The organism is Pseudonocardia sp. HH130629-09 (genome assembly GCF_001294645.1).
GTDB lineage: Bacteria > Actinomycetota > Actinomycetes > Mycobacteriales > Pseudonocardiaceae > Pseudonocardia.
Genome location: NZ_CP011868.1, coordinates 2,558,937 through 2,570,168 on the forward strand (window position 1 = coordinate 2,558,937; position 11,232 = coordinate 2,570,168).

The 11,232-nt window shown below is 72.6% G+C and carries 11 protein-coding genes; 5 read left to right on the forward strand and 6 right to left on the reverse strand.

Features of this window, described 5'->3' with window-relative positions; translation table 11 throughout:
- Positions 1-4 precede the first annotated feature (4 nt).
- Both XF36_RS11770 and XF36_RS11775 read right to left on the reverse strand, forming a co-directional pair.
- Complete coding sequence (locus XF36_RS11770; RefSeq protein WP_060712010.1) at positions 5-1,279, reverse strand: DUF4032 domain-containing protein; 1,275 nt, start codon at positions 1,277-1,279, stop codon at positions 5-7.
- Positions 1,280-2,305 carry a LacI family DNA-binding transcriptional regulator gene (locus XF36_RS11775; protein WP_145981337.1) on the reverse strand — a complete coding sequence of 342 codons (1,026 nt, stop codon included), beginning with the start codon at positions 2,303-2,305 and terminating at the stop codon, positions 1,280-1,282.
- A gap of 225 nt (positions 2,306-2,530) precedes the next feature.
- Here XF36_RS11775 and XF36_RS11780 point away from each other — a divergent pair, with 225 nt between their 5' ends.
- From XF36_RS11780 to XF36_RS11795, 4 genes are read left to right on the forward strand one after another with little or no spacing between them, the layout of a single operon-like run.
- Positions 2,531-3,826, forward strand: a complete 1,296-nt coding sequence (locus tag XF36_RS11780) for an extracellular solute-binding protein (protein WP_060712011.1) — start codon at positions 2,531-2,533, stop codon at positions 3,824-3,826.
- Positions 3,823-4,785, forward strand: coding sequence for a carbohydrate ABC transporter permease (locus tag XF36_RS11785; protein WP_060712012.1), 963 nt, complete (start codon positions 3,823-3,825; stop codon positions 4,783-4,785). Before XF36_RS11780 ends, XF36_RS11785 begins: the two co-directional genes overlap by 4 nt.
- Positions 4,785-5,618 (forward strand): carbohydrate ABC transporter permease, encoded by an 834-nt coding sequence (locus tag XF36_RS11790; RefSeq protein WP_060714624.1) that lies wholly within the window; start codon positions 4,785-4,787, stop codon positions 5,616-5,618. Before XF36_RS11785 ends, XF36_RS11790 begins: the two co-directional genes overlap by 1 nt.
- A 42-nt stretch (positions 5,619-5,660) precedes the next feature.
- On the forward strand, positions 5,661-6,899 hold the full coding sequence (locus XF36_RS11795) for an ABC transporter ATP-binding protein (protein ID WP_060712013.1): 1,239 nt from the start codon (positions 5,661-5,663) through the stop codon (positions 6,897-6,899).
- Positions 6,900-7,016: 117 nt separating this feature from the next.
- Here the strand turns inward: XF36_RS11795 and XF36_RS11800 are convergent, their stop codons facing one another.
- From XF36_RS11800 to XF36_RS11810, 3 genes are read right to left on the reverse strand one after another with little or no spacing between them, the layout of a single operon-like run.
- Positions 7,017-8,480 carry a DUF2867 domain-containing protein gene (locus tag XF36_RS11800; RefSeq protein WP_060712014.1) on the reverse strand — a complete coding sequence of 488 codons (1,464 nt, stop codon included), beginning with the start codon at positions 8,478-8,480 and terminating at the stop codon, positions 7,017-7,019.
- A gap of 53 nt (positions 8,481-8,533) precedes the next feature.
- Positions 8,534-8,842 carry an AzlD domain-containing protein gene (locus XF36_RS11805; RefSeq protein WP_082375354.1) on the reverse strand — a complete coding sequence of 103 codons (309 nt, stop codon included), beginning with the start codon at positions 8,840-8,842 and terminating at the stop codon, positions 8,534-8,536.
- Positions 8,839-9,513, reverse strand: a complete 675-nt coding sequence (locus tag XF36_RS11810) for an AzlC family ABC transporter permease (protein WP_060712015.1) — start codon at positions 9,511-9,513, stop codon at positions 8,839-8,841. Before XF36_RS11810 ends, XF36_RS11805 begins: the two co-directional genes overlap by 4 nt.
- Positions 9,514-9,567: 54 nt before the next feature.
- Between XF36_RS11810 and XF36_RS11815 the strand changes: the two genes are divergently transcribed.
- Positions 9,568-10,128 (forward strand): helix-turn-helix domain-containing protein, encoded by a 561-nt coding sequence (locus XF36_RS11815; RefSeq protein ID WP_060714626.1) that lies wholly within the window; start codon positions 9,568-9,570, stop codon positions 10,126-10,128.
- Here XF36_RS11815 and XF36_RS31540 read toward each other — a convergent pair whose 3' ends face one another.
- On the reverse strand, positions 10,129-11,037 hold the full coding sequence (locus XF36_RS31540) for a glycoside hydrolase family 16 protein (RefSeq protein ID WP_145981338.1): 909 nt from the start codon (positions 11,035-11,037) through the stop codon (positions 10,129-10,131).
- Positions 11,038-11,232 lie beyond the last annotated feature (195 nt).

The following is an 11,232-nucleotide window of genomic DNA, read 5'->3' on the forward strand; positions in this document are numbered from 1 at the left end:
CACGTCACCGGTCGTCGGACTCCTCCGCGGGGATCCGCGGCAGCGGCCCGGTGGGCGCGTCGGCGACGGCCATCTTCGCTGCCGAGTCGGTCGGGGCGCGGGTCCCGAGCGCCGCCAGCGCCGCCTCGTTGCCGACGTCGGCACCGGCCCGTTCGGACAGCAGCCAGCGCACCTCCAGCAGGTCGCAGTAGGCCTGCACCGGATCCCCGGCACCGCCGAGCGCAGCGTGCGCGCGGGCCGAGCCGGGCTCGAGGCAGTGGTCGATCCAGCTGCGTGCGGCCGCGCGGTCCGAGACCGGCTGACCGGTGCGCCGCTGCATCCAGTCGCGGTGCGCGTTGAGGTCGCCGAGCAGGATCCGGGCCTGGCCCTCCCCCACCTCGACGCCGGTCAGCCTGCGCAGCGTCGCGGAGTGGTAGTTCCGGTCACCGACGGCGATGTGCAGCCGGGACCGGCCGTCGCCGACCGGCAGCAGGGAGACCTCGTCCACGGCGAAGCCCAGGTCGTTGAGCTCACGGATGGCACCCTCGACGCGGTAGCGGTCGCCGAAGGCGAAGACCGGCGAGGCGTGCAGGGCGTCCCACAGCTCCCGGTAGCGCTCGGGCAGCGCGGTGGCCTCGTCGATCAGCTGCGGGATCATCCCCGGCGGCCGCTCCAGCGAGGTCGCGAGGTCGATCATCCCGGCGGCGACGTTCTCGACCAGGATCGTCACGTCGTGCTCGCGCTGACCGTCGGACAGGCCGTCCGGGTGCACCTCGCCGGTCTCGGCGTCGACGAGGAAGGCCTGCAGGGTCTGCCCGTCGCGGGTGAACAGGGTGTTGTTCAGCGAGCAGTCGCCCCAGAACACGCCGTGCCGGTGCAGCTCGACCAGCAGCGAGATCATCGCGTCGAACAGCCGGGCACGGTGCCGCGGCCGGTTCGGAGGGAGCCGCAGGAACAGCCTGCGGTACTGCCAGGACCCGCTCAGGTACCGGGTCACCAGGATCGCGGTCTCGTGCGCCGGCTGGTTCACCAGCCCGGCCGGGCGGACCGCGGGCAGACACTGGTGCTCGAGCCGGCGCAGCACGTCGTACTCGCGACGGGCGATCCGCTCGGGCATGTCCTTGAGCGCCCACAGTGCACCGTCGGCCTCGACGAACCGGACGAGGTGCCGGCTGGGACCGACCTCCATGTCGCGCAACGGGACCCGCGTCTCGTCCCAGTCCTCCAGCGGCTCGTTCCACGGCAGGGCGATCAGCTCCGGGCCGGGTGCCCGCAGCACGAGCTCCGGTGAGGTGTCCATTCAGGACACCCCCCGGGCGCCGCGGGCCGGTGGGGCGGTGGAGCCGCGGATGACCAGCCGGGTCGGCAGGGTGGCGAGCGGGTCGACCGGCTCGCCGGCCAGCGTCGCCAGCGCCATCCGGGCCGCGACGGCGCCCTGCTCGGCCGCCGGCTGGGCCACGGTGGACAGATCGGTCAGCGCGGCCAGGGGGTGGTCGTCGATGCCGATGACCGACACGTCGCCGGGCACGGCGAGCCCGGCCCGACGCAACGTCCCGACGGCGCCGAGGGCGACCTCGTCGGTGTGGGCGTAGACCGCGGTCGGGGGGTCGGACAGTCCGAGCAGCTCGCCCATCGCGCGCGCCCCGCCCTCCGGGCTCCACGGCACGCGGACCGTCAGCGCGGGGTCGTACCCGACGCCTGCGTCGGCGAGCGCTGCCCGGTAGGCGGCGGCCCGTCCCGCGGGCTGGCCCGGGTCCAGCTCCGGGTCGGTGGTGACGATCATCCCGATCCTCCGGTGTCCGAGGTGGAGCAGGTGGTCGACGGCCTGGCGGCCGGCGACGCACTCGTCGATCGACACCGACGGGTGGTGCCCGATCCGGGTCCCCGCCGACACGATCCCGACACCGATTCGCTCCAGCCGGGCACGCTCGGCGTCGTCGACGCCGAACCCGAGCAGCACGACGGCGTCGGCGCGGCGCCGGGCGGGCAGCTCGGCGAAGAACGCGCGACGGGCCGCGGCGTCGCCGAGGTGGTACAGCAGCAGGTCGCGCCCGGCCTCGCGCAACACCTCGGACAGGCCCTCCAGTGCGGCCCCGAACCACCACCGGGACAGGTGCGGGACGACGACGGCGATCCGCCCCGTGGTGCCCCGCGCGAGCCCGGCGGCGTCCGGGCTGACCACGTACTCCAGGGCGCGTGCGGCCTCCCACACCCGGGCACGGGTGGCGGCGGCGACGTGGGGGTGATCACTGAGCGCACGTGACGCGGTGGCCGGTGAGACCTTGGCCAGCCGGGCCACGTCCGCCAGGTTGACCGGCTCGGGCACGACACATGTATGCCGAAAGCTGGAAGCGATTGCAAGAGCGGATGTTATCCGTCCGCGCTGGACCAGCACCTGTTGATCAGTAAGGATCGTCGCCGACCAGCACGCGCGCTGTGAGCCTTGACACTCCCGAGTGAAGAGCTCACAGTCTCGGCTGGAAACGCTTCCAGAGACGCCGACGTGCGTCGGGACAGCAGCGGTATCGAGCACGGGAGTTCCGAGTTGACCATGCGTCGCACACGGTGGAGGAGGACGCTGGCCGCCGGTGCGGCCGCCGTCGCCCTCGCCCTGCCGGCGGGCTGCGGAGGCGCACCCGCGGGCCCGCCGGTCCTCAACTGGTACATCAACCCCGACGACGGCGGGCAGGCCGAGATCGCCCAGCGTTGTTCGGCGGCGTCGAACGGCGAGTACTCGATCGCGGTGTCGGTGCTGCCGCGCCGGTCCGCGGAGCAGCGCCAACAGCTGATCCGCCGTCTCGCGGCGAACGACAGCTCGATCGACATCATGTCCATCGACCCGCCCTACATCCCCGAGTTCGCCGAGGCGAAGTTCCTCGCCCCGGTGCCCGAGGACGTCGCCCGGCGGACCACCGCGGGGATCGTGAACTCCGCGAAGGAGGGCGCGAGCTGGAACGGCAGGCTGGTCACGGTGCCGTTCTGGGCCAACACCCAGCTGCTCTGGTACCGCAAGTCCCAGGTCACCGGCACCGGGCTGGACATGTCGAAGCCGGTCACGTGGGACCAGGTCGTGGCGGCCGCACGGTCGAAGAACTCGATCATCGCCGCGCAGGGCATCCGGGCAGAGTCGCTGACCGTCTGGCTGAACGCGCTGGTGGAGGGCGGCGGCGGCCAGATCATCACCGACGCCTCGCCGCAGGACCCGGAGGGTGTGCAGCTCGGGCTGGACTCCCCCGCCGCGACGAAGGCCGCGGAGATCATGAAGGCCGTCTCCGCCGTCGGCGGTCCCGGGTTCTCGACCAACTCCGAGGACGAGAACTCCAACGCCTTCCAGGCCGGTGAGGCGATGTTCCAGGTGAACTGGCCGTTCGTCTGGGGCAAGGTCAACAGCGCGGTCGAGGCGGGTACCGTCCCGCAGTCCACACCGGACGACTTCGGCGCGGCGCTCTACCCGCAGACCGAGACCGGCAGGCCCTCGTCGCCGCCCTACGGCGGCATCAACCTCGGCGTGGGCGCGTTCAGCAACCACGTCGACCTGGCCTACAAGGCCACCGAGTGCATCGTCTCGACCGAGAACCAGAGGCAGTACTTCCTCACCAACGGCAACCCGGCCGCCCGGATCTCGGTGTTCACCGACCCGGACGTGGTGGAGAAGTTCCCGATGGCCCCGGTGATCGCCCAGTCGCTGCAGCAGGCCAAGCCGCGCCCGCAGACCCCGTACTACAGCGAGGTCTCCGAGTCGATCCAGCGCACCTACCACCCGACCGCGGGCATCGACCCGCCGACCGTCGGTCCCGCGACCGCCGCACTGATCAAGGCGGTCCTGGCCAAGGAGGAGCTCCTGTGACGACGACGGAGTCGACGACGGCGCGCCCCGCCGCGGGGGCGGCGCCCGCCCCGCGCGGTGGCAGCGACCGGGCCCGCGCCGAGCAGAAGCTCGGCTGGTACCTGGCCGGGCCGGCGTTCGCTGTGATGTTGCTGGTGACGGCCTACCCGATCGTCCAGGCCTTCTACTACTCGCTGTTCGACTACCGGCTGACCGACCCGGAGAACATCTCGTTCGTCGGCCTGAAGAACTACGCGGTCATCCTCACCGACTCGATCTGGTGGACCTCGTTCGGCGTCACGGTGTTCATCACCGTGGTCACCGTCGCGGTCGAGCTGGTGCTCGGCTTCCTGCTGGCGCTGGTGATGATGAACGCGCTCAAGGCGATCCGGCCGGTCCTGCGCGCGGCGATCCTGATCCCGTACGCGGTCATCACGGTCGTGTCGGCGTTCTCCTGGCAGTACGCGTTCTCCCTGGACTCGGGCTTCGTCAACTCCTGGTTCGACTGGCTGCCCGGGGTCTCGGCGGACACCGACTGGTTCGGCTCGACCGGCTCGTCGCTGTTCGTGATCTGCCTGGCCGAGATCTGGAAGACCACCCCGTTCGTCTCGCTGCTGCTGCTCGCGGGTCTGGCCCAGGTGCCCGACGTGCTGCAGGAGGCCGCCCGCGTCGACGGCGCGACCTGGTGGCAGCGGATGTGGAAGGTGACGCTGCCGAACATGAAGGCGGCGATCATGGTCGCCCTGCTGTTCCGGACCCTGGACGCCTTCCGCGTGTTCGACTCGGTGTTCGTCATGACGGCGGGGGCGAACAACACCGAGACGGTGTCGTTCCTGGCCTACCGCCAGACCATCGCCCGGGTCGAGATCGGGCTCGGCTCCGCGGTGTCGGTCCTGTTGTTCCTGTCCGTCGTGATCATCTGCATCGGGTTCATCAAGGGGTTCAAGGTCGACCTGTCCCAGGTCCGAGGGGAGAAGTGATGTCCACCCGCGAGCGAGTCCTCTGGATCGTGGCCGGCATCGCGATCGTCGTCTACGCCCTGTTCCCGGTGGGCTGGATCGTGTCGCTGTCGCTGAAGTCGAGCGACGACATCGCCAACAAGCAGTTCCTGCCGACGTCGGTGTCGTGGAGCAACTACGAACAGATCCTCGTCGGCGACGCGGCCGAGCTGTTCCTGCCCGCGCTGCGCAACTCCTTCGGCATCTGCATCATCGCGACGTTCCTGGCGTGCGTGCTGTCGATGTTCGCCGCCTACGCGATCGCCCGGCTCGATTTCCGGGGCAAGAAGCTGATCCTGTCCACCGCGCTGGCGGTGGCGATCTTCCCGGTCATCTCGATCGTGACGCCGCTGTTCAACCTGTGGCGCCAGATCGGGCTCTACGACACCTGGCCCGGCCTGATCATCCCCTACCTGTCACTGACCCTGCCGCTGTCGATCTGGACCATGTCGGCGTTCTTCCGCGAGATCCCGTGGGAGATGGAGCAGGCCGCCCAGGTGGACGGTGCCACCACCTGGCAGGCGTTCCGCAAGGTGATCGTCCCGCTGGCGACGCCCGGGGTGTTCACCACCGCGATCCTGGCGTTCTTCATCGCCTGGAACGACTTCGCGTACGGCATCTCGCTGACCTCGACCGGCGCGTCCCGCCCGGTCCCGGCCGCGCTGGGCCTGTTCTCCGGAGCGTCGCAGTTCGAGTCGCCCTACGGCCCGATCGCCGCCGCCGCGGTGATCGTGACCATCCCCGTCGTCGTGCTCGTCCTGATCTTCCAGCGGCGCATCGTCGCCGGTCTGACCAACGGCGCCGTCAAGGGCTGACACGCCCTGCCGCTCCGCAACACGGAAAGGAACCGACCGGCCATGGCGTCGATCGAGATGAAGAACATCGTCAAGAAGTACGGGGACGGCTTCCCGGCCGTGAACGACGTGAGCATGGACATCGCCGACGGCGAGTTCATGATCCTCGTCGGCCCGTCCGGCTGCGGGAAGTCGACGCTGCTGCGGATGATCGTCGGCCTGGAGGACATCACCTCCGGCGACATGATCATCGCCGGCAACCGGGTCAACGACAATGCCCCGCGGGACCGCAACCTGTCGATGGTGTTCCAGAACTACGCGCTCTACCCGCACCTGTCGGTCTTCGAGAACATCGCGTTCCCGCTGCGCCTGGCCAAGGCACCCGAGGACGAGGTCAGGCAGAAGGTCGACGCCGCGGCGAAGGTCCTGGAGCTGCAGGAGCACCTCCAACGCAAGCCCGCGAACCTGTCCGGCGGTCAGCGCCAGCGGGTCGCGATGGGTCGCGCCATCGTCCGCGACGCCGACGCGTTCCTGTTCGACGAGCCGCTGTCCAACCTGGACGCGAAGCTGCGCGGGCAGATGCGCACCGAGATCGCCCGGCTGCAGCGCCGCCTCGGCATCACCACGGTCTACGTCACCCACGACCAGACCGAGGCGATGACCCTCGGCGACCGGGTCTGCGTGCTGCGCAAGGGCGTCATCCAGCAGGTCGCCTCGCCGCGCGAGCTCTACGAGCAGCCGGTCAACCTGTTCGTCGCCGGGTTCATCGGGTCGCCGCCGATGAACTTCCTGCCCGCGACGGTCTCCGGGAGCACGCTGGAGACGCCGTTCGGTCCGATCGAGCTCGACGCCGCGCGCGCCGAGAAGATCACCGGACGCGACCTGGTGCTGGTCGGCATCCGCCCGGAGTACTTCGAGGACGCCTCCCTGGTCGACGAGGCGAAGAAGCACGTCGGGTCCACCTTCACCGCCAAGGTCGACGTGACCGAGTGGCTGGGCGACTCGCAGTACGCCTACATCCCCTACGAGGCCCCGGCCGAGGTGGAGACCAAGCTCAAGGAGGTGTCGCGCGAGCTCGATGCCGACCAGCTGCGCACCCAGGCGATCGTGTCGATCGACTCGACCAGCCGGATCCGGGAGGGCCGCGACGCCGAGTTCTGGCTGGACGCGCGGAAGATCCACGTGTTCGACCCGGAGTCGGGCGAGAACCTCACCCGCGACCCCGAGGCCGGCGCCGAGCTGACCCGGCTCGCGGCCGAGGACCGCGCCGAGCAGGTGGCGCAGGCCCGCGGCCAGGGCTGACGCGCCGCGTGGTGCCGCCCCCGTGCGGGTGCGGCACCACGCGTCCCGGCACCCGCCTCCCGCGCCCCGGGCGCAGCAGCACCCCATGCGGCGGACCAGCGGGGTGGTGCGTGGGCGTCAGAGGGCGCGGACCTCGCGCCGGTAGCGGGTTTCGGCGACCCCGGCCAGGGTCCGGGCCATCACCGCGAACACGAAGCGCTGCGAGGGGTAGGCCGCCAGCCACCCCAGCCGCCCGGCCATCCCGCGCGGGGCGAACCGCAGGGTCTGGGTGTAGCGGCTGGTCAGCCGGTCGGTCGGGGTGACGGCCAGCTCCAGCCGGGCGTCGCCGGGCAGCCGGTCGGCGGCCCGCAGCACCAGCCGGTGCCCCGGCTCGACCGCCTCGACGATCCAGCGGTCCAGGGGCTCCCCCGGGACGAGCCAGGCCGGGCCGTCGCCCTGCCGTCGCGGGACCACGCCGGGCCCGCCGGCCAGGACGTCGAGGTGGCCGGTCAGCGTCGCGACGCCCGGGACGGTGTACCAGCCGTGCGGGCCGCCGAGCGTCTCGATCACCGACCAGACGGCGTGGGCGGGGGCGGCCACGTCGCGGGTGTCGGTCGTCGACCACTCCAGCGGACCGGTGCCGGGCGGGTCGGACGGCCCCGGTCCGGCCGCGCCGACGCCGTCGAGGGCACGGCGGACCGCGGTGCGGTACGGGGTCCGTCCGCCGGGCGGGGTGCCGATGAGCACGTCGAGGGCCGCGAGGTCGTCGGGGTCGGCCACCAGCTCGTGGCGCATCGACTCGACCAGCGGCTCGGCCAGGCCCCGGCCGACCGGGGTGAGCGCGGCGACGGCGCGGGCGGTGAGCCGCGGCGCGGACAGCGGGACGGGCACCGGGAACGGCCGCAGCAGCCCGGCCTCGGCGGCGAACTCGCTCATCAGGGAGCGGTAGGTGTGCACGTCGGGACCGCCGACGTCGAACGCCCGGTCCACCTCGGCGGGCAGGTCGAGGCAGCCGACGATGTCGTACAGCACGTCGTCGATGGCGATCGGCTGGATCCGGTTCCACGCCCGGTCGGGCAGCGGCAGGAGCAGGGGACCGCCCATCGCCGTCTCGGTGAGGTGGCGGATCATCTCGAAGCTGGCCGAGCCGGTCCCGACGACGATCCCGGCGCGCAGCACCGCGGTCGGCACCGGGCCGGCGAGCAGGATGTCGCCGACCTCGCGGCGCGAGGACAGGTGCTGCGACACCCGCCGGGTGCCGGCCGCGGGCTGCAGTCCGCCCAGGTAGACGATGCGACGCACGCCGGCCGCGGCGGCCCCGTCGGCCAGGGCGTGCGCGGCGGCGCGGTCCCGTGCGGCGTAGCCGGGGCCGTCCATCGCGTGCACCAGGTGGACGACGGCGTCGACGCCCTCGCAGGCACGGCGCACGTCGGCCGCGTCCTGGGCGTCGCCGCGGGCGACGTCGACCCGGTCGCCCCACGGGTGCGCGGCGAACTTGGCCGGGGTGCGGGCGAGCACCCGCACGTCGTGGCCGGCGTCGAGCAGGCGCGGGACGAGCCGGGACCCGACGTAGCCGGTGGCACCGAGGACGAGCACGAGCATGGGGTGATCCTCGCGGTCCCCGGCGCGGGGCGCGCGCCGGGGTGACGACCGGCTCAGCCGATCCCGGCCAGGCGCAGCCCGGCCGTCGTCGCCGCGGCGAGGACGACGACCAGCACGAACGGCATCCGCAGCAGCAGCGCACCCGCGGCCACGGCCACCCCGGCCGGGCGGGCCCAGCCGGCGAACCCGGCCCCCTCGAACCAGGTGCCGGTGGCGACGAGCGCGACGAGCAGCCCGACCGCCCCCAGCTCGACGAGGCGGACGGTGCGCGGTGACAGGGCGACCCGGTCGTGCAGGACGAGCGGCAGCAGCCGCATGAGGTAGGTCCCGCCGGCGAGGACGAGCAGGGCGGCGACGGTCACGACTGCTCCTCCGTCCGTCCGGCGGCGGTGACGCCGAGCAGGCCGGCCAGCACGGGCAGCCCCGCCGGCAGGAACGGTGCGCAGGCCAGCGAGACCGCTGCCGCGGCGGCACCGACCCGGCGGGCGTCGACCCGGCGCAGCATCGGGACGAGCATCGCCAGCATCGCGGCGGGGAAGGCCGCGTCCAGGCCGAACGCGCCCGGGTCCGGCACGCTCGCGCCGAGCACGAGACCGGCCGCGGTGCCGAGCTGCCAGCACAGGTACTTCACGACGCCGAGGATCCGGAACGCACGCCACCCCCGCCCGGGGACGTCGGTGCGGGCCAGCACGAACGCCGTCGACTCGTCGGTGACGACGTGGGCCGCGGGCAGCCGCGCCCAGCCCCCACCCAGGTGGCGGGCCAGTGCCAGGCCGAACGGCAGGTGCCGCAGGTTGAGCACCAGCCCCGCGGCGACGGCGGCCCACATGCCTCCGCCGGCGGCGAGCACCCCGGTGACGAGGAGCTGGGCGCCGCCCGCGAACACCAGCAGCGACATCGCCATCGTCATGGCCGGGGACAGCCCGGCGGCCGGCGCGAGCGCGCCGAAGGACACCCCGACGACGGCGACGGCCACCGAGATGGTGAGCGCATCGCGGACGTCCCCGCGGGTCGTTCGCCGTATCGAACGCATGCCCGGTACAGTGAACAACCCCGCCGGTGTTCGTCAAGTCGAACGAGGAGAATGATGAACCGAACACCTGAGCCGCCGCTCGCGACGATCGCGGCGGCCATCCGCCGGGAGCGCGAACGCCTCGGGATCTCCTCGGCCGAGTTGGCCCGGCGCGCGGGGATCGCGAAGTCGACGCTGTCTCAGCTGGAGGCGGGCACCGGGAACCCGAGCGTCGAGACGCTGTGGGCGATCGCCGTGGTCGCGGGGGTGCCGTTCAGCGCCCTGGTGGAGCCGCCGTCGTCGCCGGTGCGGGTGGTGCGCTTCGCCGACCGCCCCGCGATCCGGTCCGAGGAGGCCGCGTACACCGGCGCGCTGCTCTCGCCGTGCCCGCCGGGCGCACGCCGCGACCTGCACCTCATCACCTGTGAGCCCGGGCCGGCGCGGACAGCGCACGCCCACTCCCCCGGCACCGTCGAGCACATGGTGGTGTCCACGGGCCGGTGGAGCGTCGGACCGGACGACGAGCAGGTCGAGCTCGACCCGGGGGACCACGTCACCTTCCCCGCCGACCGGCCGCACAGCTACCGGGCGCTCACGCCGGGTGCCACCGCGGTGCTGGTGATGGAGTACCGCTGATCAGGCGCTGCTGGCGCCGCGGGTCGCCGAGCCGGGCTCGCGGTCCGGGCCGCCCTCGGTGATGCGGTGCAGCAGTCCGTCGAGGAGCCCCTCGTCGTTGCCGCCCGCGTCGCCGGAGTCGTCCCCGCCCTTCTCGGACTCGGGCAGGGCGTACTGGCGGACCCAGTCGACCTGCATCTCCGAGGGCTTCACGTCGCCGACGCCCTCGGGGAACCAGTCGAGCTGGATCGTCAGGTGCATCGGCCCGGGAGGCAGGACCGAGGTGTCGTCGGTGTGCCACCACTGCTTGCCGTCGACGAAGGCGGTCACGCCCTCCGGCGTCCACTCGACCGCCCAGTTGTGCCACTGGGTCGCGTCGATGTCGACCGAACCCTGGACCTGGGAGTTGTCCTCGCCGTAGTGCTGGAACAGGTTGGTCTTCTGCCGGGTGTGGTCGGTCATCTCCATGAAGTCGATCTCGCCGCCGACCGGGAAGTTCTCAGCGGTCGGCCAGAGCAGCAGCAACGCGTTGTACGACGGGTCCGACGCGGGCGCCCGCACCCGGCCCTCCCAGCGGCCGTACTTCTGGCTGCTGTCGGACCAGGCCATGCCGCCGGTGGTGCCGTCGGCGTCGCCGTCGATGGTGAGCAGACCGTCCTTCACCGAGATCGCCGACGGGGAACGGGTCCCCTTGCCGGCGTGGCCGGGGCCGTCGTAGGGGCTCCAGCCCGTGAGGGCGTCGCCGTCGAAGTCGTCGACCTTGGTGGGCTCGCCCCAGCCGTGCTCGACGGCAGCGCTGGTCGCCGCACCCGGATAGGACGGGACCGCCGGGGCCGCGCCTGCGGTGCAGTCCGCGGGGGCCGGGGTCGCGCCGGGGGCCGAGGTGTCGGTCGGGGTGGTCGGGGCGCCGGGCGCCGCGCCCGGGTTCACGGTCGCCGAGGTCGTGTCCGAGGGTGAGCCCTGCTCTCCGCCCTGGTCGCCGCCGGATCCGGCCTGGTCACTCTGATCGCCCTGGTCGCCGGCCGAACCGCCCTGGCCGGCGCCCGAGGTCGTGTCGTGGCCCGAGGTCGGGTCGGAGCCCTCGTCGTCTCCGGCGCCCTTCTGGTCTCCGGCGCCCTTGTCGCT

Coding starts and splice junctions, on each gene's coding strand:
- XF36_RS11770 (WP_060712010.1), bottom strand. CDS start 1,279: ATGGACACCTCACCGGAGCTCGTGCTGCGGGCACCCGGCCCGGAGCTG.
- XF36_RS11780 (WP_060712011.1), top strand. CDS start 2,531: ATGCGTCGCACACGGTGGAGGAGGACGCTGGCCGCCGGTGCGGCCGCC.
- XF36_RS11790 (WP_060714624.1), top strand. CDS start 4,785: ATGTCCACCCGCGAGCGAGTCCTCTGGATCGTGGCCGGCATCGCGATC.
- XF36_RS11795 (WP_060712013.1), top strand. CDS start 5,661: ATGGCGTCGATCGAGATGAAGAACATCGTCAAGAAGTACGGGGACGGC.
- XF36_RS11800 (WP_060712014.1), bottom strand. CDS start 8,480: ATGCTCGTGCTCGTCCTCGGTGCCACCGGCTACGTCGGGTCCCGGCTC.
- XF36_RS11810 (WP_060712015.1), bottom strand. CDS start 9,513: ATGCGTTCGATACGGCGAACGACCCGCGGGGACGTCCGCGATGCGCTC.
- XF36_RS11815 (WP_060714626.1), top strand. CDS start 9,568: ATGAACCGAACACCTGAGCCGCCGCTCGCGACGATCGCGGCGGCCATC.